Genomic DNA, 25584 nt, shown 5'->3' on the forward strand with positions numbered 1-25584 from the left:
GCTAATCTTCTCTTATGAAGGTAGCTGGGTTTTAAAGTTGCATGTGCAAAATACTTATTACCAAAAAAGTGGGTTTGCAAGAAATTATTTCTGAAAGTGATAAAAGTAAAAGCGGGAAACCCTGAATTATCAATGTTTTTCCCGCTTTTTATCATTTTATATTTGAGTTACATATAATCATAAACAGAGTCATCAAAATAGAGCCAGTGATAATATTCAATCTGTGAATCTGTCATCTTGGAAATGTCTTTCTTATTGAATTTTTGTTGCTCAATTAATTTCTGCACTTTGGAATTTCTTTCTACTTGGCTCATCTTAAATCCTCCTTATAGTATGAGAAGTAACGAAGTATTTAAATATTGAAAACGCTTTCTTTTTTTCTTGTTTTTATTATATATCTCAATGTGAGATTAAACAAATATCAAATATAGATGAATTTTAAGGAAATAATATAGAAATGTTATTTATCTATTTACTTTGAAGCAGTTAAAGAGGCAAGGTCGAATTGCCAAAGCCTGAGTTTTGTTAAGGATTAGGGATTTGATTCAATATCGTATAACGAAGAGAAAGTAGGCAGATTTGTTGAAGAAGGATATTTTCCTGTTTTAAGCGAATTAGAATTTCAAAAAAACCTTACACGAATACAGGTATTGAAAATAACAGGAACATAGGAGGTATGAGATATGAAGATCAATAGAATAGATCATGTGAGTATAAACGTAAATGATCTTTCAGAGGCTAAAGCGTTTTTTCTTGATTTAGGACTTGAAGTGCAAGCGGAATGGGAATTGGATGGAGAACAGTTGGACAGAATAGTTGGGCTTAATGATGTTAAAACGGCATGTGTAGGATTGGGGATGCCAGATGGTCAGGCATGGATAGAGCTAGTCAAATTTTATACGCCGTCAGATGAAAAAGATATTCAGCAACCTTTTGCAAATACGCTGGGTATCCGACATATTTGCTTTGCTGTTGAAGATATTGAAGCTATTGTTGCAAAATTGAAAAAGAAGGGCACGGAAATCTTTAGTGAGATACAGCAATATGAAGAAAGTTATAAGTTATGTTACGTTCGTGGTCCAGAGGGAATTATTTTAGAGTTGGCGGAGAAAATCAGATAAATATTGAACGGGACTTTAAATGATTTAGATCTCTAACTTTAAAGATTTCTTCTTAAACTATCTGGTGCGTTAGCTGAAGAACAGAGCTGTCTTTAAGGCAGCTTTTTGTTTATGGAACTAACGGGGCAGGTTAGTTCCATAAAAGAAAAAAGGAGAGTATATATTATACATGGCTAATATGTACTCTCCCTTATTTATTAAGTTTTTTTATAATTAGGTCTAGATAACTTCAGTTCAGTTATAAAATCTTCATCCACGAAGGGTTGCTCTGCTTTGTGCAATAACATAGGAGAAATAAACAAAGTTACCATCTCAAAATAATTGTAACACTAATTTGTTAGCCATTTGTGAGGTAGATAATGTATATTGAAGAATACTTTAAAATGATAAAATCTTCAGTTTAGTGCATCCCAGTTGATTAATTTAATGATGAAACACGTACGGTGGTTTTTTTGTATTCATCAACAAGAGGGTTTCAAGAGGAAAGTGTTATTAGAGATTCTTATTTTACGGATTAAATGTTGACACTAAAGAAGAATAGCAGTATGATAATGAAGTCGCCTAATTAATGAGCGATTTTTACAAAAGAAATACTTCGTAGAAGTTGACAACTATTCAACGTTATGTTAAGTTGAATTAGTTGAAAAAACCTACAACAAATTGCTCTTTGAAAACTGAACAAAACAAAGCGCCAACGTTAAATTTTTAGTGAGCACACACTATCAAAAAGCAAATGAGCAAGTCAAACATTTCTTCGGAGAGTTTGATCCTGGCTCAGGACGAACGCTGGCGGCGTGCCTAATACATGCAAGTCGAGCGAATCTCAGGGAGCTTGCTCCCTGAGATTAGCGGCGGACGGGTGAGTAACACGTGGGCAACCTGCCTATAAGACTGGGATAACTTCGGGAAACCGGAGCTAATACCGGATACGTTCTTTTCTCGCATGAGAGAAGATGGAAAGACGGTTTACGCTGTCACTTATAGATGGGCCCGCGGCGCATTAGCTAGTTGGTGAGGTAATGGCTCACCAAGGCGACGATGCGTAGCCGACCTGAGAGGGTGATCGGCCACACTGGGACTGAGACACGGCCCAGACTCCTACGGGAGGCAGCAGTAGGGAATCTTCCGCAATGGACGAAAGTCTGACGGAGCAACGCCGCGTGAACGAAGAAGGCCTTCGGGTCGTAAAGTTCTGTTGTTAGGGAAGAACAAGTACCAGAGTAACTGCTGGTACCTTGACGGTACCTAACCAGAAAGCCACGGCTAACTACGTGCCAGCAGCCGCGGTAATACGTAGGTGGCAAGCGTTGTCCGGAATTATTGGGCGTAAAGCGCGCGCAGGTGGTTCCTTAAGTCTGATGTGAAAGCCCACGGCTCAACCGTGGAGGGTCATTGGAAACTGGGGAACTTGAGTACAGAAGAGGAAAGTGGAATTCCAAGTGTAGCGGTGAAATGCGTAGAGATTTGGAGGAACACCAGTGGCGAAGGCGACTTTCTGGTCTGTAACTGACACTGAGGCGCGAAAGCGTGGGGAGCAAACAGGATTAGATACCCTGGTAGTCCACGCCGTAAACGATGAGTGCTAAGTGTTAGAGGGTTTCCGCCCTTTAGTGCTGCAGCTAACGCATTAAGCACTCCGCCTGGGGAGTACGGCCGCAAGGCTGAAACTCAAAGGAATTGACGGGGGCCCGCACAAGCGGTGGAGCATGTGGTTTAATTCGAAGCAACGCGAAGAACCTTACCAGGTCTTGACATCCTCTGACAACCCTAGAGATAGGGCTTTCCCCTTCGGGGGACAGAGTGACAGGTGGTGCATGGTTGTCGTCAGCTCGTGTCGTGAGATGTTGGGTTAAGTCCCGCAACGAGCGCAACCCTTGATCTTAGTTGCCAGCATTCAGTTGGGCACTCTAAGGTGACTGCCGGTGACAAACCGGAGGAAGGTGGGGATGACGTCAAATCATCATGCCCCTTATGACCTGGGCTACACACGTGCTACAATGGATGGTACAAAGGGCTGCAAACCTGCGAAGGTAAGCGAATCCCATAAAGCCATTCTCAGTTCGGATTGCAGGCTGCAACTCGCCTGCATGAAGCCGGAATCGCTAGTAATCGCGGATCAGCATGCCGCGGTGAATACGTTCCCGGGCCTTGTACACACCGCCCGTCACACCACGAGAGTTTGTAACACCCGAAGTCGGTGAGGTAACCTTCATGGAGCCAGCCGCCTAAGGTGGGACAGATGATTGGGGTGAAGTCGTAACAAGGTAGCCGTATCGGAAGGTGCGGCTGGATCACCTCCTTTCTAAGGATAATTACGAGAGCGCTTTTGTTTTGTTCAGTTTTGAATGAGTAATTCATTCAATAGGAAAGAGAAGCATCACGATGTGATGGATTCTTTCTGCTTTGTTCCTTGAAAACTAGATAATAGATAGAAGGCAATTAATTTTTTTCAAAGCATCTGTAAGACTTTTTTAACGGTTAAGTTAGAAAGGGCGCACGGTGGATGCCTTGGCACTAGGAGCCGATGAAGGACGGGACTAACACCGATATGCTTCGGGGAGCTGTAAGTAAGCTTTGATCCGGAGATTTCCGAATGGGGAAACCCACTGTTCGTAATGGAACAGTATCTTTACCTGAATACATAGGGTACTGAAGGCAGACCCGGGGAACTGAAACATCTAAGTACCCGGAGGAAGAGAAAGCAAACGCGATTTCCTAAGTAGCGGCGAGCGAAACGGAATTAGCCCAAACCAAGAGGCTTGCCTCTTGGGGTTGTAGGACACTCAACATGGAGTTACAAAGGAACGGGGTAAATGAAGTGACCTGGAAAGGTCCGTCGAAGAAGGTAAAAACCCTGTAGTTGAAACTTCGTTCCCTCCTGAGTGGATCCTGAGTACGGCGGGACACGAGAAATCCCGTCGGAAGCAGGGAGGACCATCTCCCAAGGCTAAATACTCCCTAGTGACCGATAGTGAACCAGTACCGTGAGGGAAAGGTGAAAAGCACCCCGGAAGGGGAGTGAAATAGATCCTGAAACCGTGTGCCTACAAGTAGTCAAAGCCCGTTAATGGGTAATGGCGTGCCTTTTGTAGAATGAACCGGCGAGTTACGATTTCATGCGAGGTTAAGTTGATGAGACGGAGCCGCAGCGAAAGCGAGTCTGAATAGGGCGAATGAGTATGAGGTCGTAGACCCGAAACCAGGTGATCTACCCATGTCCAGGGTGAAGTTCAGGTAACACTGAATGGAGGCCCGAACCCACGCACGTTGAAAAGTGCGGGGATGAGGTGTGGGTAGCGGAGAAATTCCAATCGAACCTGGAGATAGCTGGTTCTCTCCGAAATAGCTTTAGGGCTAGCCTCAAGATGAGAGTATTGGAGGTAGAGCACTGATTGGACTAGGGGCCCCCAACGGGTTACCGAATTCAGTCAAACTCCGAATGCCAAATACTTATTCTTGGGAGTCAGACTGCGAGTGATAAGATCCGTAGTCGAAAGGGAAACAGCCCAGACCACCAGCTAAGGTCCCAAAGTATACGTTAAGTGGAAAAGGATGTGGAGTTGCTTAGACAACCAGGATGTTGGCTTAGAAGCAGCCACCATTTAAAGAGTGCGTAATAGCTCACTGGTCGAGTGACTCCGCGCCGAAAATGTACCGGGGCTAAACGTATCACCGAAGCTGTGGATTGACACCATTAGGTGTCGATGGTAGGAGAGCGTTCTAAGGGCGTTGAAGTCAGACCGGAAGGACTGGTGGAGCGCTTAGAAGTGAGAATGCCGGTATGAGTAGCGAAAGAAGGGTGAGAATCCCTTCCACCGAATGCCTAAGGTTTCCTGAGGAAGGCTCGTCCGCTCAGGGTTAGTCGGGACCTAAGCCGAGGCCGAAAGGCGTAGGCGATGGACAACAGGTTGATATTCCTGTACCACCTATACATCGTTTGAACGATGGGGGGACGCAGAAGGATAGGGTAAGCGCGCTGTTGGATATGCGCGTCCAAGCAGTTAGGCCGGAAACGAGGCAAATCCCGTTTCCATTAAGGCGGAGCTGTGATGGCGAGGGAAATATAGTACCGAAGTTCCTGATTCCACGCTGCCAAGAAAAGCCTCTAGTGAGATGTAAGGTGCCCGTACCGCAAACCGACACAGGTAGGCGAGGAGAGAATCCTAAGGTGTGCGAGAGAACTCTCGTTAAGGAACTCGGCAAAATGACCCCGTAACTTCGGGAGAAGGGGTGCTTTTTAGGGTGAATAGCCCAGAAAAGCCGCAGTGAATAGGCCCAGGCGACTGTTTAGCAAAAACACAGGTCTCTGCGAAGCCGCAAGGCGAAGTATAGGGGCTGACACCTGCCCGGTGCTGGAAGGTTAAGGGGAGAGGTTAGCGCAAGCGAAGCTTTGAACCGAAGCCCCAGTAAACGGCGGCCGTAACTATAACGGTCCTAAGGTAGCGAAATTCCTTGTCGGGTAAGTTCCGACCCGCACGAAAGGTGTAACGATCTGGGCACTGTCTCAACGAGAGACTCGGTGAAATTATAGTACCTGTGAAGATGCAGGTTACCCGCGACAGGACGGAAAGACCCCGTGGAGCTTTACTGCAGCCTGATATTGAATTTTGGTACAGCTTGTACAGGATAGGTAGGAGCCTGAGAAGCCGGAGCGCTAGCTTCGGTGGAGGCGTTGGTGGGATACTACCCTGGCTGTATTGAAATTCTAACCCGCGCCCCTTATCGGGGTGGGAGACAGTGTCAGGTGGGCAGTTTGACTGGGGCGGTCGCCTCCTAAAGAGTAACGGAGGCGCCCAAAGGTTCCCTCAGAATGGTTGGAAATCATTCGTAGAGTGTAAAGGCACAAGGGAGCTTGACTGCGAGACCTACAAGTCGAGCAGGGACGAAAGTCGGGCTTAGTGATCCGGTGGTTCCGCATGGAAGGGCCATCGCTCAACGGATAAAAGCTACCCCGGGGATAACAGGCTTATCTCCCCCAAGAGTCCACATCGACGGGGAGGTTTGGCACCTCGATGTCGGCTCATCGCATCCTGGGGCTGTAGTCGGTCCCAAGGGTTGGGCTGTTCGCCCATTAAAGCGGTACGCGAGCTGGGTTCAGAACGTCGTGAGACAGTTCGGTCCCTATCCGTCGCGGGCGCAGGAAATTTGAGAGGAGCTGTCCTTAGTACGAGAGGACCGGGATGGACGCACCGCTGGTGTACCAGTTGTCTTGCCAAAGGCATAGCTGGGTAGCTACGTGCGGACGGGATAAGTGCTGAAAGCATCTAAGCATGAAGCCCCCCTCAAGATGAGATTTCCCATGGCGCAAGCTAGTAAGATCCCTGAAAGATGATCAGGTTGATAGGTCAGAGGTGGAAGCGTGGCGACATGTGGAGCTGACTGATACTAATAGATCGAGGACTTAACCAACGCTTTTAAAAAAATGAAATACCTTCTTATTATCTAGTTTTGAAGGAACAACGTTCCTTTTATGTTTGGTGGCGATAGCGAAGAGGTCACACCCGTTCCCATTCCGAACACGGCAGTTAAGCTCTTCAGCGCCGATGGTAGTTGGGGGTTTCCCCCTGTGAGAGTAGGACGCCGCCAAGCAATATTTATCACATCAATTAGGATTCATAAACCCGTATAAACAGGTTCTAATCCTATCTACGCATTCGAAACCTTAGGATTATCCTAAGGTTTTTTTGTATAAATTCCACAATTCGTTGGAAAGGCTTATTAATAGCATGATTTTGGTAGGGGGCTTCTCGAATGACCAGAAAAGAAGAAATCCTGGACAATAAACAAATTCTTCATTCTTTTGCGAAATGGTTAATGGGTCAAAATAAATCCGATGGTACGATTAAAACCTATGTGGGAGTCATCTCCCAGCTTCTTCAATGGTTTAAAGATGAGGCGGAAGAGATTGAAAAATCCCACGTCCAAACCTATTTAGATGATATGGAACAGTCAAATAAGAGTGGAGGAACGATTGAAAAACATTATTCAGCCATTACCATGTTTTCCAGGTTCCTTGATAAACCCGAAATCGTCCTCAACATCGATCGTAAAGCAAAGGAAAAGAAAGAAGATCCGCCAAAAGCCCTGAACATGCTTGAGCAAGCTGCTCTCCTAAAAGAAATCGAGGCCTCTGGGCATTTCAGGAATATTGCTATTGTTTATACAATGATTCATACGGGTATCCGGGTGTCCGAACTTTGTGATTTGAACCATAGCGACATTCAAAAAGAGGGAGAAAGACAATATATCCTCATCCGGGATTCGAAAGGTGATATAGACAGGAAGATTCCACTCTCCATGACTGCTAGTGAAAAGATCAAGGCATACAAGGAATTTTTAAATATGGAAACGGAAGCCATCTTCATATCCAGTGTGAATCAGCGGATCACGCCAAGGTCCGTGCAATATATGCTGGCTAAATATAATGCGACTCCCCATAAGCTACGGAATACGTTTTGCCAAAAATTAATCGATAAGGGGATAGACCTTCAAACCGTTTCAAAATTGATGGGGCATAAAGATTTGAACATGACCAAACGTTATATAGGAGAAGGAAAAGAAGAATTGGAATTAGCCATAGAAAATACTTTTGAAAATTTATAAGAGAGGAAACCTTCTTATATATCGGGAAGTATCCTAATCCTTGGTAAAGCTACTGAGACTTCATTGTAAAGTTCCAAATGGCACGGAGGATTTCTACTACTGAATAATAAAAAAGCCTTTCTCTTATAAAGTGAAGGCCGTGTAAAGGATAGATTAAAAAGACTAGGCGGTTTTAAGGTGATGATCTCTCTAGATGGTGAATGCCCCCTTTATAAAGGCTATCCTTTTAACTATGTCGATAGCCTTTATAAGTTGAAACAATTTTAATACATCTAAATAATGACAGAAAATTAGGAAAACGTTCGGAAATACTGAAGCAAGTGTTTTATTTATATATCAGAATCTACTCCAGCTATTTTCCATTGATTATCTACCTCTTTAAAATAAAGATTAACGAAGGATATTGGAGATTTATCGTCAGGAGTTGCGTAAGATTCACTTAAAAAAACATCAAAGCTACCCCTTTCCTCGCTGTATCCAGCACTTCGAATCTCCCAACCTTCAAATTGTTCTTTAAGTTCCTTAGAAAATAAAAGATAATCTGGTGTTCCATCTGTTGATACGTATAATTCAGTACCCTTTTCTTCAATCACTACATCGTCCGTTATCAATTGATTTAATCTTTCTTTATCGCCTCTTACTTGTGCCTGAACAAAATCCTTTGTTAAATTACTAATTGTAGGGAATGCTTCGTGTTCTTTAGTTAGCACTTCGACTTGCCCCTTTAAATCTTCTAGTTGTTGGTTTAATTCTGCACTGGTTGCCTCGTTTGTATCCAATTCTTTCACTTCATTTCCTGGATTTCCCACAAATTGATTATTCTCTTCTTCATTTTGTGTATCTTTGGTTGCTGTTGATTCCGCATTTTGCAGGGCATCACAAGAAATGATTTAGCCAATCCCGGTATTATCGGTATTAACTCTGGAACAGGAGCAGCTATAGTTGTATTCTTTTTGTTCTTTCCTATTGACGCAGGTTCATTCATTTATATGCTGCCTTTAGTTACATTTGCCGGTGCCCTGCTCAATGCCGTTCTCATCTATGCTTTTTCGTACAGCCGGACTGCGAGAATGCAGCCGTCAAACTCGTATTGACCGGGGTGGGATTTTCTATGGCCCTCTCAGGTCTGATGATTGTCCTTATTTCATCTGCTGATCGCCAAAAGGTGAATTTTATTGCAAAATGGCTGTCAGGGAACATATGGGGTGCGGACTGGATTTTCATTTGGGCCATCCTTCCATGGGCTGCCATTCTCATCCCCTTTACACTGTACAAAGCGAATCGGCTGAATCTTCTTGGGATGAGTGAACCTGTGCCGATAGGCTTAGGTGTCTCAGTTGAAAAAGAAAGGGCGGTCCTGACAGCGGTTGCGCTTGCAGCAGCAGCTGTCTCCGTCACAGGAGGCATCGCCTTCGTCGGGCTCATGGCTCCTCACATTGCAAGAGCTCTGGTTTGACCTCGAATTCTGATCGGCGCCTGGCTGCTGCTTCTGGGAGATACCATCGGGAGAAACATCATTGAACCCGAAGGGATACCTGCGGGGATTATAATTGCTTTAATAGGGGCTCCTTATTAAATGTATTTGTTGATGAAGAAGAAGGAGAAAAAGCACATATTATTGTAAAAGCTGAAGATGTTTTCAGCTTTTTTGTTTGCCTTATCATCTTCAAATCTCTGGCGCAGCGCAGATTGGAACATAATATAAGCCCGAACTGCGAAATATAAGGATACATGCCCTTACACGAATCCTACTTAAGCATGATTGACTTGGTTTTTTGATTTGATATAGTTTTAGGATGCTAAAGTGAGAAGATAAGATCAGACTAAAAAAAGAGCCTCTGCGAAAGGGGGTGCCTCGTGTGAAAAGCATACAAAGCCGCTTATTGATCATGCTGCTGATTTTCATCGTTCTGCCCTATTTCCTGTCCGTTTTTTTCATCTACACTTATACAAAAAACAGTGTGGAGAGGTATGAACTTGAAAACAGCCAGGAGCAGCTTCAGAAGAATGCGGATGAACTGGAGCAGTATTTTGACGACATGATTGATTATCCATATATTCTGTACCGCAACCCTGATCTGTTTCGGATTTTTAATAACGGCTTTGAAGACTCCATTTATTTCAGCCCCATGACCATGGAAAAGAGTCTCGAAACCTTTTATCTAATGAGAAACGAATTCCGGCAAATCCGTTTCTATATTGCTAAAAACAATGAGTCATTTACAATCTATAATGCAGTGGTCAGCACACACAGGTATCAGCCGAATTTTCTGAAACAGGACCCGATCAAACAGCTGTATACATCTGACTCACAATATTTGATTGAGCCGCCCCACCCTCTTGAGAATTACAATAATGCAGCCATTGTTCCAAAATCGGACAAAACGATGGTGATGACTTTTCATCACAAAATTACAGACGTTCTTTCTAAAAAGTTTCTTGGGATGATTACAATCGACATTGATTTGGGCGAGTATGCCCGCATTTGCAATAACCTTGTCCAGGGAGACGCATCTTCTGTTTTGCTTATTGATTCAATAGATCGCGTCATGTATGCAAATGATCGTTCCCTGATTGGAAAACCTCTTCCTGCCGATGAAAAGCAGCGTCTTAACGGGAATAGGAGCAGACATGATGATGATATTCTCTTATCAAAGGAGTTATCAGGGTCACTGCACGGCTGGAAATTGATTAAGATCATGTCGAGTCAGGCTTTATATGAAGATGTCAGGAAAACCGCCTATACCAATATCCTTGTCGGCATCGGCGTAGGAATACTGGGTTTGCTGATGATAGGCATTATCTCAAATAGGATTACCCGTCCCATTACGAGGCTGAGCAGCAAAGTCCGCTCCATTGAAGGCGGAAATATGAATGTTCCTTTTGATGATACCAAAAGCGATGAAATTGGCCATTTAGAGTCACACATGAAGGACATGATGAACCGGATCAATTCCCACATTGACCGTGAATATAAGCTTGAAATTGAAAACAGGAAGAACCAGTTCAGGGCGTTAAAATCACAGGTCAATCCTCATTTTCTGTTTAACGCTTTACAATCCATCGGCGCTGTTGCCCTCAGGTCAAATGCACCAAAGGTTTATCAATTGCTGACTTCGCTGTCCAAAATGATGCGCTACTCAATGCAGGCAGATCAATGGGTACGGGTTCGGGATGAAGCTGAGTATACAAAAGCGTACCTCTCCCTTCAAACAGAGCGTTTTGGTGAAAATGTAAGTTACTCGGTCAATATCGATGAGTCCATTTTGGACATGACTATTCCAAGTATGATTCTGCAGCCCCTAGCAGAGAATTTCTTTAAACACACGTATGAGGAAGGTTACAGCAACGCTCATTTGTCCATTAACGGGGAAAAACAAGGAAACGATCTATGCTTTACTGTAGAGAATGATGGTCCGGGTCTGACGGTAGAAGAGCTTCAGACTCTGCGGGAACATATCTATACACCCCCTTACGAAGGGACTTATTCCCATGAACATATAGGCCTGAAGAATATTCGTGACAGGCTGCTTCTGGGGTATGGACCAAGTGCAGAAATGAAAGTAGATTCGAATGACGGACAGGGGTTTTCCGTCAGCATGAGGATCCCGATAAAGACCGCCCTTGGGAATGATAAAGACTTACTTCAGGAAAGGAGATGAACACGGTGAAAGCACTGATTGTCGATGATGAATTCAATGTGCGGGACGTTATACGCCATTTAGGCCAGTGGGAAACATACGGTGTCACCAAGCTATTGGAAGCCAAAAATGGCCATGAGGCAAAATCACTGATTGAGAAAGAACGCCCGGAGATTATCTTTACAGACGTGAAAATGCCCGGTATGGGCGGAATCGAACTGATTGAGTGGCTGGATTCGATTTCCTATCCGGGGAAAGTTATTTTCATTACTGGATATAACGATTATTCCTATATGCGCAAAGCCATTCAGCACAGCAGCTTTGATTACCTGCTGAAGCCGATTGAGTATGAAGCGTTCAATCATACATTGGAAAAATCGGTACAAGCCTGGAAGGATGACTTTGAACATGCAGAAGTGCTGGAAGATGTGAAAAAACTGCGGAGAAACCAGTTAGCCACTGCGATATGTCTGGGGGACCGTTCAGACTCAATCAGCCTTGCTGAGTTTCTTCCTGAATCGGAGGGCTATAAGCTGACACTGCTCTCCTTTTACCAGATGCACAATCCGGATCTCTATATCCAAAAGCTTTCAGATGAGCTTACGGACCGCAAATTAGGAAATGCGTTTTCCCTGCAGACGGATCTTAACCTCTGCCTTGTTATCACCATTCGCGATCAATGGCTCTCCGTTGAGGAATGGATCAGCCAGGAGTTCGATATCCCTGTAAGGCTTGTAACTGAAGAGCAGGTCGAAACTTTATCGGATATCAGGACCTCGTTTCAGGCTCTGCAGAAAAAGCTCGAGGAACAAAACTTCCGATCCATCCACCGTCTGGATGAAATAGATGCCGCCCGCCGCATGGAAGACATGGTTTCCTATGTTGACATGTATTATATGGAGGATTTGAGTCTGGAAAAGCTGTCGAATGTCTTCTTTTTAAGTCGCGAGCATATCTCAAGAAAGTATAAGCAAGAAACCGGAATGACCCTGTCCAAATACATCACGGAGCTTAGAATCAGCCAGGCAAAATCGTGGCTGAAAGAAACAGACAAAAGCATTTACTCCATCTCGACCATGCTTGGCTATCAGGATGAAATTTACTTTTCAAAGCTATTTAAAAAGGTCGTCGGCATGACGCCTTTTGAGTTCAGGAACAGGAACGATCAACATGAATCTAAAGGGGTGACATGATGAAAAACAGGTTTTTATCCCTTTTGTTAATCGGAGCCGTCAGCCTGCCTCTTTCTGCATGTCAGGACGAAGCCCCACCAGAAAAAACGGAAAAGACAGAGCGGAAAATCACGCTGGATTTAAGGAATCCGAAAGTAGAAATCTCCACTCAATTTGAAGAAATGACGCGTGCTTATGAACGGGAAAATCCCCACGTCAATATCAGGGTACATACTGTTGGAGGCGCAATGGATGACCTCGCCGACCTAAAAGCCGAAATGGCGACCGGCACTGGTCCGGATATCTTTACAAACAGCGGCTATGAAAATGCCAAGCTGTGGCGGAACTATCTGGAGGATCTCTCAGGGGAGCCCTGGATTAATCAAGCATACAAAGAAGCCCTGACGCCGGTCACATTGGACGGGAAAATTTACGGAATGCCGGTTAACCTTGAAGGGTATGGCTTTATCTATAATAAGGATCTATTTAAACAAGCCGGCATTACTGAACAGCCCGCCACTCTTTCTGAACTGACAGCAGTTACCGAAAAGCTGCAGAATGCAGGCATTACTCCCTTTGCAACAGGCTACTATGAAGACTGGAAATTGGGCGACCATCTGATGAATGTTGCTTTTGCCCAGCAGAAGGATACTGATGCTTTTATAAGAAATTTAAATAACGGAACGGAAAAAATCAGTACCAATCAAACATTTAAGGATCTCCTTGCCCTGCTGGATCTCACCATAAAGTACGGAAACGATAATCCGCTGACAACGGACTATACAATGGAAGTGAATCTGTTTACCTCCGAAAAAGCAGCCATCATTCAGCAAGGCAACTGGATTCAGCCGATGATCGATCAAGCTGCGCCTGACATGAATATCGGTTTTATGCCGATTCCGATTAATGACCGACCTATAAAGGAAGCCCTTGTCGTCAGCGTTCCAAATTATTGGGCCGTAAATAAACAGTCCATTCCTGAAAAGAAAAAAGAAGCCAAGAAGTTTTTAAATTGGATGGTGTCGTCAGAACAAGGAAAACGGTTCATGACGGAAGAATTCAAATTCATTCCTGCGTTTAAGAACATTAAAACTGATGATATAGGGCCGCTCGCAGAAGAAACTCTTCGAAATTACAAAGATGGGAACACCGTCCCATCTAACTGGTTTCACTTCCCTGTTGGAATTAGAGAAGAATTTGGAGCCGCGACTCAGCTCTATGTCGGGAAACAGCTGAACCGCAATCAGCTGCTCAATGAATATCAGAAGTCCTGGGAGAGGTTTTCGAAGGAATAGCCTCTTGCCGGGGCTTTTTTTTGCCTTCCACAATTGCGATATCAATATACGACTAAATTCCAATCAATATGTGGCATACCTCTCTTTTCAGGAATCGCCTATAATTCTATTGTACTAGCGAATACATAAAACGAGGAGGAAGACTTATGAACTTTAGCAGGCTTGCCAAACAGGCAACAGCAGTAATACTCAGTACTGGCATTCTATTAAGCGGTACTGTTACCCAATCATTTGCAGCTCCAAAGGATCCGGCAGATTACAAAGAAACGTACGATACTTCACAAATCACTCGTTCAGCTATGAAAGATATGATTAATCAGCACGGTGATACTAGATATACCGTTCCTAAATTTGACGAATCCACAATTAAAAACATCCCTTCCGCCAAAAAAGTAACGGAATCAGGCGAAACCATTGATTTAGATGTGTGGGATACATGGCCATTGCAAAACGCTGATGGAACTGTTGCAGAATACAAAGGATATCATATCGTTTTTGGGTTAGCAGGCGATCCTAAAAACGCGAGTGATACGTTCATCTACATGTTCTACAAAAAAGTGGGCGACGATTCCCTTGATGCTTGGAAGAATGCTGGAAGAGTATTTGATGACAATGATAAAAACGTTCCAAATGATCCCTACCTAAAAGAGCAAGCCGAAGAGTGGTCAGGTTCTGCAACCTTCACTGAGGACGGGGAAGTTCGTTTATTCTATACAAACCGTGAACCGTATACACCTGGGTCAGGAAACTATGGGAAACAAACCTTAACGACCGCTCAAGTAAACCTTTCAGAGCCAGATTCTGAAACATTAAAAGTGGATGGTGTTGAGGATTACAAATCCATCTATGAAGGCAAAGACAGCAAGTACTATCAAACTGTAGATAAATTTGTAGAGGGTGGAAATTCCGCTGATAACCATACCTTCAGAGACCCTCACTATGTAGCAGACAACGGCCGCAAATACCTTGTATTTGAAGCAAATACGGGTACAGAATATGGCTACCAAGGCGAAGAATCGCTATACAATAGAGCTTACTATGGCAACAGCAATAAATTCTTCCAGGATGAAAAAAGTAAACTTATGCAAAGCCCTAAAAAAGAGTTAGCTGAACTTGCAAACGGTGCAATTGGAATTATTGAAATAAACGACGATTATACATTGAAAAAAGAAATGAAGCCATTGATTGTTTCAAATACGGTCACAGATGAAATCGAACGTCCAAACATCTTTAAAAAGGACGGCAAGTGGTATTTATTCACAAGTTCAAGAGGATCAAAAATGACCATTGATGGAATCGATAATCAAGATATTTACATGTTAGGCTACACGTCTAATTCATTAACTGGCCCATATAAACCATTAAATAAAACGGGCATCGTCCTGCATCAGGATCTAGATCCATATGACATCACTTGGAACTATGCTCACTATGCGATCCCGCAGGCTGGCAGTGATAATGTTGTAGTGACTAGCTACATGACAAACAGAGGTTATTTTGAAGACAATAAATCTACCTTTGCCCCAAGCTTCCAGCTTAACATTAAAGGGAAAAAAACATCGGTAGTAAAAGACAGTATTCTTGAACAAGGCCAGATTACGGTTAAGTAGTTACCAGTGAAAAGAAAAAGAAAATGTCAGGAAACTTGGCATTTTCTTTTTTCTATTTTAAAAGAGAAAAGTGGTGAGTTTAAGTGAACAAAAAGGAATATAAGATGGTTGGATTATTCGTTCTTGGATTATGGATGGTTATTAGCACAGGAATTTTGATTCATTCATTTTATAAAACAAAAGAAGCTAATCCGCCAGATAAGGTAGAAAAGCACTCATACCGGGCTGCCTATCATTTTACTTCTCCTGACCATTGGAAAAACGATCCACAGAAGCCCGTTTACTATGAAGGAAATTATCATTATTTTTACCTCTATAATGGAGATTACCCGGATGGCAACGGCACAGAATGGCGACATGCCACCTCTAAAGATTTGGTTCACTGGAAGGATGAAGGAATTGCCATTCCAAAATATACGAATCAAAATGGGGATCCATGGACAGGTTCAGTCGTTGTAGACAAGGAAAATACAGCTGGGTTTGGGAAAGACGCTTTTGTGGCGATCACAACACAACCCTCTAAGGATGGCCAGAAACAAGAACAATTTCTATGGTACAGTACGGACAAAGGAAATACGTTTACCTCTTACAGTGACGAGCCTATTATGAAAAATCCAGGAACGAGGGATTTTAGAGATCCAAAAATCATCTGGGATAACACGAATCAAAAATGGATCATGACCATGGCCGAAGGACCAAAAATAGGTTTTTATGAGTCTGATAACCTGAAAGATTGGCGCTATTCGAGCAGCTTTTCCACTGAGAACATTGGAGTTTTAGAGTGCCCTGACCTTTACCAGATCCGCGCTGATGACGGGACAGTAAAGTGGGTGATGGGCGTCAGTGCAAACGGAAAAGCAGCAGGGAAACCAAACACCTATGCATACTGGACAGGAACGTTTAATGGAACAGAATTTCTTCCAGATAACAATGAACCGCAATGGCTAGACTACGGTTTCGATTGGTATGGCGGAGTAACGTTTGAAGATGGCAAGTCAAGTGACAAATTAGACAAACGCTATGCCCTCGCTTGGATGAATAACTGGGCCTACGCCGACAATACGCCGACATTAAAAGAAGGGTTTAACGGAATGGATTCAATCGTCCGTCAAATTGAACTAAAGCATGAAGGCGAGAACAAGTATTATCTTTCTTCACAGCCTTCGGAAGCATTAAAAGAATTGACAAGCTCAACGAATTCTTTTGATAAAATCGAAGTGGATGGCTCGGAAACACTTGATGTTAAAGGAGATGCCTATCAAATAGAGGCAGATCTCTCATGGTCGGATTTTAAGAATGCAGGATTTAGGCTCAGGGAGTCAGATGATCAAAAACGCCACGTTGACGTAGGCATTTCTGCAGAAGAAAATTACTCTTATGTCAATCGAGCATTCACAGATCAACCTGACGAAACGAATCAGTTCGTTGAAAGTACTGCACCATTTGATGCCAGTAAGAAGAAGGTTCAACTAAATATTCTCGTCGATAAAACGAGTATTGAAGTTTTTGTGGATGATGGAAAGGTTGCTTATTCAAACTTAATATTCCCTCATGCTGAAGATAAAGGAATTACTCTCTTTTCCGAGGGCGGCAAAGCGATCTTTAAGAATGTGAAGGTTACACATTTTGATTCGATTAATTGAACCTTATCTTGGCAGATACATTTCATATGTGTACACATACATTCTTTTATAAGAAATGACTCTTCAATATGAACATTTACTAAAAGGCGTACCACCAACATTTCGCGCAAAACATACGTTAAGCAAATTTCGACATAGAAAAAGCACGTTTTATATACGCTAAGACTTGTCTTATATGTACTGAAACTTATCTTTGTCATATTAACTGAACATAGATAAATGAATGAGTTATTGAACATCAACAGATGAGGAAAATCCTCATAAATCCTTTAGCTATAAGGTGTTAAGAAACTTAGGTTATCTGAACAGAACCTTAGCGTATGTTTTCCGCATTTTGCTGGTTAGACCCCATCAATTAATTCGGGGGAAATAAGATGACAGTTGGTAAAAGAAAGCAGAATCGATATAAATTTGTATTATGGTCAATGATTTTTGCACTGCTTGTATCTATTATTCCACCTTTGCAAGGAAAAGGAAGCATTGCTGTTACAGAGAAAAAGAATCTATCAAAAATGTAAAAGAATTAAAAGAGTTGGATGAATTAAGAACTGAAAATTCAAAAACGTATCTATATAACCGACTAACATCATAACGACTACATAGATTACATGAAATCGAACCTATAATTGCTTGAAGAACCACCTTCATATCGCCACTCTTTTTTGCTTTTTTTGGAAATAATTTTGATTATGTAACTTAAAGAAAAAGTATAAAAAAAGGTGTGTTATCGAGTAAGTTCTTCAGATCAAAACCCTAGAAGGCATCATTTTTCTGCTTCAGCATCCTGCAGGGGCCGTACATTGTTACGATTTTGTTTCATGCCTTTTTACCCCTCCATCTCGAGACAATGAGAAGAGAGAAGTAAACCAACTAAGTAAAGCGCGGAATTACCAATCATATCCCCAAATTTAAATTGGTCATTGATATTTTTTGTAATCATGGAAATGGTGTAAATAACTGGAGGCAATCCATACATAAATGGATGAATGTTCTTTGAAGAATTGAGCCAGCCCTAAAACAGTTGCATAGTAGGCTATCGTAAAGCTGGAAAACATTTGCATCATCCATATCACGAGCAACAAAGACTCAAACCGTTCAAAGATCAAACCGGTGATTTCAAGCATGAGATCAAGGGTCGGCCATGTTCTTGTAACTACTCCATCGACGGAAAACGCTCCGAGGACCATAATGACCGTTAGTACATAAAAGATCAAAGGTATGGCCGTTCCGACTAGAACGGATTTTTTATGCAATTAAAGGGGGAAGATAATCCGATAATAAAAAATACATATTTACCGAAATTTGGTAAAATTAATCAGAGGAGAAGGGTGGTTAATCATGAAAAAATATTTAGGGGTTATTTTGTTTGCTTTAATTATCTTGGTTATTTGTTTCTTTTCTGGAAATATAGAACATGTGATTAACCCTTGAATAACAACTTTTCGTGTATTGCTGATATGTGGAATCATTATATCTTTTTCTTAGTGAGAAAGGACTTTGGAGAAAATTAGCTTTAGGTCTTAGTATATTTGTTGGTTTCGTTTACTTTATGGCTGTTGAATTAATGAGAATAATATTCCAGGGTAATGATTTTAAATTGTTTATTCAACAAACAGGTGCTTACTTCATTACCAGGAGCTGATCAACAGCTCCTTTTTCTTATGGGGGTACCCTATTGTTCTCACATGTCACTGCAAAATTCTATATACTAAAATTAATTAAACTAGAATACACGAAGAACCTTTAAATAGAAGTGTAATACGAGGAGGATCATATCATGCTTATTACGGAACGGCATCAATTAATATTAAAGCTATTAAAAGAAAAGGGGAATGTTAAGATTCATGAGCTAGTAGAATTAACAAATACTTCAGAATCTACTTTGCGTCGTGATCTAGATCAATTAGAAAAGCAGAACTACTTAAAACGTGTACATGGTGGAGCTTCACTTTTACATAATAAACGAGACGAACCAAGTGTGTTTGAGAAAATAACGCAGAACCTTGAGGAAAAAGCTAAGATAGCAAAATATGCGGCAGAACTAATTTTGGACGGCGACTGTGTTTATCTTGATGCTGGAACAACAACGTATCAGATGATCAAACATTTAAGACAAAAAGATATCGTTGTCATTACAAACGGAATTGATCATTTAGATGCATTACTTGAAAATGAAATATGTACATATTTTATTGGTGGGTTTGTTAAAAAGATTACCAAAGCAACAGTTGGACGTTATGCCTACGAAAGTATAAAAAAATACAGATTTGATAAGTGTTTCATGGGTGCGAACGCTATTCATTATAATTTTGGATTGACTACCCCAGATCCAGAAGAGGCGCAAATAAAAGAAAGAGCCATCTTTTTGTCACGTGAGGCTTTTGTATTAGCAGATCATACAAAATTTGGAGAAGTATCATTTTCTAAGTTTGCAGATTTAAACCAGACGAAAGTTATTACGAATGAAGAAGGTACAATAACGCTAGGAAAATATAAGGAGAAAACGGAGATAATTATTGTGAGGGACTAAAAACTAAATTTGCTATCGTTGAAGGAAAGCTGGTATTCAAACTGTCTGATTCAGACATTTTGAATACCAGCTTTTTTGAAGATTCTGAAATTATTTTATTGAAAATTTTCCCCTTTGTTTTATCAATATAATAAAGAATGCTTGATTTATTGTAATGTGGCCAATTAACAATGAGGGAAAATCTGCTCCATGTATTAAATATTCCATTTGAAACGTTTAATATTTTATGTTATCAATATATTTTTTGTAATAATTGGAACCGTTGACAATTACAAACAGCTCTAATATAATCAAAATCAATCAAAAACAACCAAAATCAATCAATTATAATTCTAATGTGTAAAGGGTAATTATATTGTTTTACAAGGGATGAAAGCGTTATCAATAAATAGTCAATGTGAAAAAACTATCAAAATCAACCATACTTCCATTGTTTCAACCAAAAATATTCATTTAAGGAGGTGATCTAGTTTAAGAGATTGAGAGCGGTAACAATTTCTCGTTCAGTAGCTAATTATTTTCATCTTCAAAAACTTGGGGGGACTAATATGGTGAAATATTTAAAAGTAATAGGAATGCTAGTTTTGGCGTTTGTAATTGCCACGATGACGGCATGTAGTGGGGCTAGTGAATCATCAAATGGATCAACAGATGGTAACGAAGGACAAAAAGGTAACAAACAATTAACGATCGGTGTAGCGGTGGGTAGTTTAGCAAACCCTTTCTTCGTCTCCATGGCTAAAGGTGCTGAAGAAGCAGGAAAAGAATTAGGTGCTGAAGTTCTAGTTGAAAGCGCTGAATATGATTTAGCCAAACAAGCAGCTCAAATTGAAAACTTTATTACGAAAAAAGTAGATATCATTCTTTTAAATGCTGTTGATACAAAAGGAATTGCGGCAGCTGTTCAACAGGCCAAAGCGGCTGATATTCCAGTAGTTGCTGTAGATACCAATGCTGAAGGTGGTGTCGATGCCACTGTTACTTCAGACAACTATCAAGCTGGTAAACTGGCCGGAGAATATGTGATTGAACAATTAGATGGAAAAGGAAAAATAGTCATTATTGATGGACCTCCTGTTTCGGCTGTATCTGATCGTATTCAAGGATTTGAAGATGCAATAAAGGATTCCGAAATTAAAGTTATTGCGAAGCAAAATGGAGAAGGGAATCGCGAAAAGGCATTAACGGTGATGGAAAGTATTTTACAAGCTAATTCATCAGGCTCTATTGACGCTGTATTTGCGATTAATGATCCAGAAGCAATTGGTGTTGAAATTGCTCAAGAGCAAGCGAATCGTAAAGATGAATTTTTCATTGTCGGAGTGGACGGTGCTCCTGAAGCCACAGAAGCAATGGCAAAGGAAGGAAGTACAATTGCCGCAACTTCAGCTCAGTCACCTAGTAACATGATCAAAAAAGCTGTTGAAATCGGAATGAAAGTGAAAACTGGTGAAGAAGTTGAGGAGCTTATTAAAGTTCCAGTTGAGATTGTAACTCAAGATACATTAGATTCTTACCAAGGTTGGTAAGAATCTTTCAATAAATAGGCTGATAAGGATTCCTCCTTTAATCAGCCTATTCAAATCAATATAAGGGGTGAGATAAAGGTATGGCTGTGAATGAAATGTCCCTTAAAGGCCAACAAAGTCTAAAAAAGCCAGTGTTGAATATGGAAGGGATTGGTAAGACGTTCTCGAGTGTAACCGTATTGAACAATGTGAGAATTGAACTTTATCCAGGTGAAGTACATGCATTAATGGGAGAGAATGGCGCTGGAAAGTCAACTTTCATGAAAATCCTCGCAGGCATTCATGCACCTGATGACAATGGTGGGAAAATCTACTTGAAAGGTCAACCAATTTTATGGAAGGACCCTACTGATGCAAGGAACAAAGGAATTAGTGTTATTCATCAGGAGTTAAACCTTTCTCCTAATTTAACAATAAGTGAAAATATCTTAATGGGTTCCACCTTTCCTAGAAATGGTTTAGGAATGGTGAAATGGGATAAGGTCCATGAACGTGCCCAAGAGGTGTTAGATTCAATGGGGTCGAATCTAAATCCACGCCAATTGGTTTCGACCTTAAGTGTTGCTCAACAACAAATGGTCGAGATCGCCCGAGCATTATCCTTTAATGCAGAGGTACTCATAATGGATGAACCAACCGCCTCTTTAACAGATAAAGAAATTAAAAAGCTGTTTGAAATTATTGATGATTTGAAAAAGCAGGGAGTTGCTATTGTATATATCTCTCACAGAATGGAAGAAATCTTTAAAATTTCTAATAGGTTCACTGTATTACGTGACGGCGAATGGATTGCAAGTGGGCCGATTGAAGAGACAAATCCTGATCATCTCGTAAAGCTGATGGTAGGACGGGATTTAAAGGACTTGTTTAATCGGTCAAAAGCCTTTGGCACAAAAAATCCAAAGGAAGTTTCACCTGTACTTGAATTGAAAAATGTTTCTGATAACACAATTGTAAAGAATGTATCTTTAAAAATTTACCCAGGTGAAATTGTTGGTTTAGCGGGGCTTGTTGGTGCTGGCAGAACAGAATTGGTTAGGGCCATTTTCGGTTTGTCCGAGTTGAAAAGTGGCGAAATATTGGTTGATGGTCAATCTGTTAAAATCAAATCCTCAATAGATGCTATTGCTAATAGGATTGCACATGTACCTGAAAGCAGGAAAGAACAAGGGTTATTTTTATCAATGTCCGTAAAAGAGAACATCATAATGGCTGAATTGAAAAAACACGCTAAAGCTGGAATTGTTAGTTGGAAGCAAGCAAATGAAAGCGCTAACCAATATATTGAAGACTTAAATATAAAAATAGCTTCCCCAGAACAGCAAGTATCAAACTTAAGTGGTGGGAATCAACAAAAGGTAGTGATCGCTAGATGGCTATCAATTGCACCAAAGGTATTACTACTTGATGAGCCAACACGAGGGGTTGATATAGGTGCCAAGACTGAAATCCACAAGATTGTTTCAAAGCTTGCAGATGAAGGATTGGCCGTTTTAATGATATCATCTGAACTTCCTGAAGTATTGGGGGTAAGTGATCGAATACTTGTCATGAGTGAAGGAAGGTTAACAGGCGAGCTTTCGAAGGAAGAAGCTACACAGGAAACTATTATGCGTTTAGCTACCATAGGGGGGAGAGAGAAATGAGAGGGAATACGCAAACTATTACACATTCACAACGCCTAAATATAGGAAATGTCCTTTATTCTTTATGGAATAGGCTTGGCATGATCATGATTTTATTATTATTGTGTGTAGTACTTTCATTTACAGCACCAAATTTTTTAGATACAGCCAATTTATTGAATGTATTAAAACAAGTTTCCATTATTGCTATTTTAGCTGCTGGGATGACAATCGTTATTTTAACTGGTGGTATTGATTTATCAGTTGGTGCAACAGTTGCTCTATCTGGCGTTATCTCAGTCATGGTCTCTTCTGCAGGAGTTAATCCTATAATTGCGATGTTATCAGGCGTACTAGTAGGGTATGCAGTAGGACTGATTAATGGGTTTCTTACAGCCAAAGCAAAGTTACCAGCATTTATTGTTACACTAGGCAGCTTCACATATGTTCGTGGACTCGCTTATGTCATTAGTGGCGGTTATCCAATTGTTTTACAAAACGAAACATTTAAATTCATCGGTGGTGGAAGTATTTTCGGAATCCCCACTCCTATTTATATCATGTCTTTAGTATATGTTGTGATGTTTTTTGTTCTTAAATATACGATGTTCGGTCGTCATATTTATGCGATTGGTGGCAATGAAGAGGCAGCTCGGTTAACTGGAATTAAGGTTGAAAAGTCTTTAATCAATGTGTATTCGATTAGTGGTTTACTAGCTGGTTTAGGAGGAGTCGTTTTAGCGGGAAGGTTGTTTTCTGGACAGCCAACTGCTGGTCAAATGTATGAATTAGACGCAATTGCTGCTGTTATTCTAGGAGGAACAAGTTTAACAGGTGGAAAAGGGAAAATAATAGGAACAATTATTGGGGTTTTAATTATGGGGGTAATCAGTAATGGGTTAACTCTAATGGATGTCAACTATTATTGGCAGTTAGTTGTAAAAGGTGGAGTTATTGTAGCAGCCGTTTTATTAGATCGATTGCGCGGAAATAGTCCAGCATAACGATCATATGTCATTTTAGATTTTAAAAAAGGGATGTGAAATAAAAGTGAAGAGGATTATTAGTATTCTACTAATATGTTCAACTGTCACTTGTTTACCATTTAATCGTGCATATGCAGAAGACCCTGGGTATTATAATGAACCATACCGTAATCAATTTCATTTTTCTCCTGAAGCTAACTGGATGAATGATCCGAATGGTATGGTTTTTTATAAAGGTGAATATCATTTGTTTTATCAATATCATCCGTATGGAACGACATGGGGACCGATGCATTGGGGGCATGCTGTCAGTAAAGATCTTGTTAATTGGGAGCATTTGCCGATTGCTTTATCGCCGGATGAAAACGGTCAGATTTTCTCGGGGAGTGCTGTTATTGATTGGAACAATACAGCTGGCTTTGGAAAAGAAGCAATGGTTGCCATCTTTACGCATGCAGGGGATAAGCAAGTCCAAAGTATAGCGTATAGCCTAGATAAAGGAAGAACTTGGGAAAAGTATAAAGGGAATCCCGTAATGCCAGACCCTCCTATACAAGATTGGCGCGATCCTAAAGTATTTTGGCATGAAGAATCAAACCAATGGGTTATGTCGTTAGCGGCTAAGGATAAGATTATGTTTTATACCTCACCTAATTTAAAAGAGTGGGAGTATGCAAGTGAATTCGGCGAAGATGGTGGAATACAAGCAAATAGCTTAGACAGAACTTCTTATAGCATGTCATCCCAGACAGGTGAATCATTTAGCTATGAGGGAGATATTACCCTTAATGAAAAGAATGGGAGAGAAGGGACAGGCGGTTTAGTTTTTCGGTCAGATAGGCGTGCAAAGAACGGCTATGTTGCGAGCTTAGATGCCAAAAACGATGTCATAACATTAAGTAAGAATGTAGATGGAACAAACGAGGAAATTGCGAGAAAACCTTTTACCCTCAAAACCTCAACTACCTACCATGTGAAGGTGGAAACAGATGGGGATCAAATTCAAGTCTCTGTAAACGATCAATCCGTTATAAAAAAAACAGATATAGAATTCGATTATGGATACTATGGATTGTCAGCGTGGAATTCAACGGCAGCCTTTCGAAATGTGGAGTTCAAGAATACATCTAACTTTGAAACCAATTTATCAAAATGGACAGATGTAAACGGTAGCTGGGAGAACACGATGGATGGAAAAAGTGGAACCTCTACGGAGGATGCTTTTGTAATGAGCGGTCAAACAGGGGATAACTTTCTTTATGAAGCAAACATTGAGATATCTGGGGGAAAAGGTGGCAATGGAGCTGGCTCGCTCGTTTTTCGTGCAGATCCTCATGCAACAAACGGTTATATGGCGAATATCGATGCTTTAAACGATACAATAAAAATCATGAAAATCGAAAATGGAGACATATCCATTCTAGCTGAAAAAACAATAAATCTAGATACAGATAAAAGGTACCATTTAAAAGCAAGCACCCATGGAAAAAATATTAAAATTTATTTAGATGGAAATCTCATTCATGATGTAAATGATTCAACTTTTTCATCAGGGCATTTTGGCTTAAATGTTTGGAATTCATCCACGTTATTCCAAGATGTTCATGTTGGTAAGAACATCATGACAGATGAGAAGGAAATTATTAATCATGATTTTGAGACAGGTGATCTAACTGGGTGGAGTACAATCGAAGGTAATGCTTTCACAAAAGATCATGTGACAAATGTACCATCATACTGGGGAGGGGATTTCGGCCACCAAGGAAACTACCACTTATGGGGGTTTACTGATCTACAAAAGGGAGATGACGCAACAGGTGAACTGCACT

The 25584-nt window shown here is 41.2% G+C and carries 14 protein-coding genes, 3 rRNA genes and 3 pseudogenes; 17 read left to right on the plus strand and 3 right to left on the minus strand.

What is annotated here, in order from left to right; translation table 11 throughout:
• Positions 1-167: 167 nt before the first annotated feature.
• On the minus strand, positions 168-314 hold the full coding sequence (locus AC3ISB_RS04975; protein WP_452452208.1) for a BH0509 family protein: 147 nt from the start codon (positions 312-314) through the stop codon (positions 168-170).
• Between the two features lie 369 nt (positions 315-683).
• Here AC3ISB_RS04975 and AC3ISB_RS04980 point away from each other — a divergent pair, with 369 nt between their 5' ends.
• From AC3ISB_RS04980 to AC3ISB_RS05000, 5 genes are all read left to right on the plus strand, one after another.
• Positions 684-1121 (plus strand): VOC family protein, encoded by a 438-nt coding sequence (locus tag AC3ISB_RS04980; protein ID WP_093274033.1) that lies wholly within the window; start codon positions 684-686, stop codon positions 1119-1121.
• Positions 1122-1872: 751 nt separating this feature from the next.
• A 16S ribosomal RNA gene (locus AC3ISB_RS04985) occupies positions 1873-3423 on the plus strand.
• Positions 3424-3597: 174 nt separating this feature from the next.
• Positions 3598-6530: ribosomal RNA gene (locus tag AC3ISB_RS04990) — 23S ribosomal RNA — on the plus strand.
• A 64-nt stretch (positions 6531-6594) separates the two neighbouring features.
• Positions 6595-6710: ribosomal RNA gene (gene rrf, locus AC3ISB_RS04995) — 5S ribosomal RNA — on the plus strand.
• Together the 16S, 23S and 5S rRNA genes form the textbook arrangement of a ribosomal RNA operon.
• Positions 6711-6872: 162 nt before the next feature.
• Positions 6873-7724: a tyrosine-type recombinase/integrase gene (locus tag AC3ISB_RS05000; protein WP_480340639.1), complete on the plus strand. Its 852-nt coding sequence runs from the start codon at positions 6873-6875 to the stop codon at positions 7722-7724.
• Positions 7725-8053: 329 nt separating this feature from the next.
• On the opposite strand, the gene AC3ISB_RS05005 is transcribed toward AC3ISB_RS05000, so the two are convergent.
• Positions 8054-8533, minus strand: a complete 480-nt coding sequence (locus AC3ISB_RS05005) for a hypothetical protein (protein ID WP_480340638.1) — start codon at positions 8531-8533, stop codon at positions 8054-8056.
• A gap of 54 nt (positions 8534-8587) precedes the next feature.
• Here AC3ISB_RS05005 and AC3ISB_RS05010 point away from each other — a divergent pair.
• The 7 genes and pseudogenes from AC3ISB_RS05010 to AC3ISB_RS05040 all read left to right on the plus strand — a co-directional run.
• Positions 8588-9300, plus strand: a pseudogene (locus tag AC3ISB_RS05010) (FecCD family ABC transporter permease); the annotation flags it as partial.
• Between the two features lie 283 nt (positions 9301-9583).
• On the plus strand, positions 9584-11386 hold the full coding sequence (locus tag AC3ISB_RS05015) for a cache domain-containing sensor histidine kinase (protein WP_480340637.1): 1803 nt from the start codon (positions 9584-9586) through the stop codon (positions 11384-11386).
• Positions 11387-11391: 5 nt separating this feature from the next.
• Positions 11392-12558, plus strand: coding sequence for a response regulator transcription factor (locus AC3ISB_RS05020; RefSeq protein WP_489275715.1), 1167 nt, complete (start codon positions 11392-11394; stop codon positions 12556-12558).
• The gene (locus AC3ISB_RS05025; protein WP_489275716.1) at positions 12555-13832 is read left to right on the plus strand and encodes an ABC transporter substrate-binding protein; all 1278 of its coding nucleotides are present in this window, start codon (positions 12555-12557) and stop codon (positions 13830-13832) included. The genes AC3ISB_RS05020 and AC3ISB_RS05025 overlap by 4 nt, the downstream gene beginning before the upstream one ends.
• Positions 13833-13978: 146 nt before the next feature.
• Positions 13979-15442, plus strand: coding sequence for a glycoside hydrolase family 68 protein (locus AC3ISB_RS05030; RefSeq protein WP_480340634.1), 1464 nt, complete (start codon positions 13979-13981; stop codon positions 15440-15442).
• Positions 15443-15546: 104 nt separating this feature from the next.
• Entirely contained in the window at positions 15547-17085 is a 1539-nt protein-coding gene (locus AC3ISB_RS05035; RefSeq protein WP_480340641.1) for a glycoside hydrolase family 32 protein, read from the plus strand.
• A gap of 374 nt (positions 17086-17459) precedes the next feature.
• The gene (locus AC3ISB_RS05040; RefSeq protein WP_185151474.1) at positions 17460-17603 is read left to right on the plus strand and encodes a hypothetical protein; all 144 of its coding nucleotides are present in this window, start codon (positions 17460-17462) and stop codon (positions 17601-17603) included.
• Positions 17604-17901: 298 nt separating this feature from the next.
• Here the strand turns inward: AC3ISB_RS05040 and AC3ISB_RS05045 are convergent.
• Positions 17902-18329 (minus strand): annotated as a pseudogene (locus AC3ISB_RS05045) (GerAB/ArcD/ProY family transporter); the annotation flags it as partial.
• A gap of 533 nt (positions 18330-18862) precedes the next feature.
• Here AC3ISB_RS05045 and AC3ISB_RS05050 point away from each other — a divergent pair.
• The 5 genes and pseudogenes from AC3ISB_RS05050 to AC3ISB_RS05070 form a co-directional block, all read left to right on the plus strand.
• Positions 18863-19615: a DeoR/GlpR family DNA-binding transcription regulator gene (locus AC3ISB_RS05050; protein ID WP_489275717.1), complete on the plus strand. Its 753-nt coding sequence runs from the start codon at positions 18863-18865 to the stop codon at positions 19613-19615.
• Between the two features lie 548 nt (positions 19616-20163).
• Positions 20164-21144 (plus strand): ABC transporter substrate-binding protein, encoded by a 981-nt coding sequence (locus tag AC3ISB_RS05055; RefSeq protein ID WP_480340632.1) that lies wholly within the window; start codon positions 20164-20166, stop codon positions 21142-21144.
• Positions 21145-21224: 80 nt separating this feature from the next.
• Entirely contained in the window at positions 21225-22790 is a 1566-nt protein-coding gene (locus AC3ISB_RS05060) for a sugar ABC transporter ATP-binding protein (RefSeq protein ID WP_489275718.1), read from the plus strand.
• A gap of 80 nt (positions 22791-22870) precedes the next feature.
• Complete coding sequence (locus AC3ISB_RS05065; RefSeq protein ID WP_225988884.1) at positions 22871-23773, plus strand: ABC transporter permease; 903 nt, start codon at positions 22871-22873, stop codon at positions 23771-23773.
• 55 nt (positions 23774-23828) lie between these two features.
• A pseudogene (locus AC3ISB_RS05070) lies at positions 23829-24863 on the plus strand (glycoside hydrolase family 32 protein); the annotation flags it as partial.
• Between the last annotated feature and the right edge of the window lie 721 nt (positions 24864-25584).

This window comes from Peribacillus sp. GL_122 (assembly GCF_057835005.1).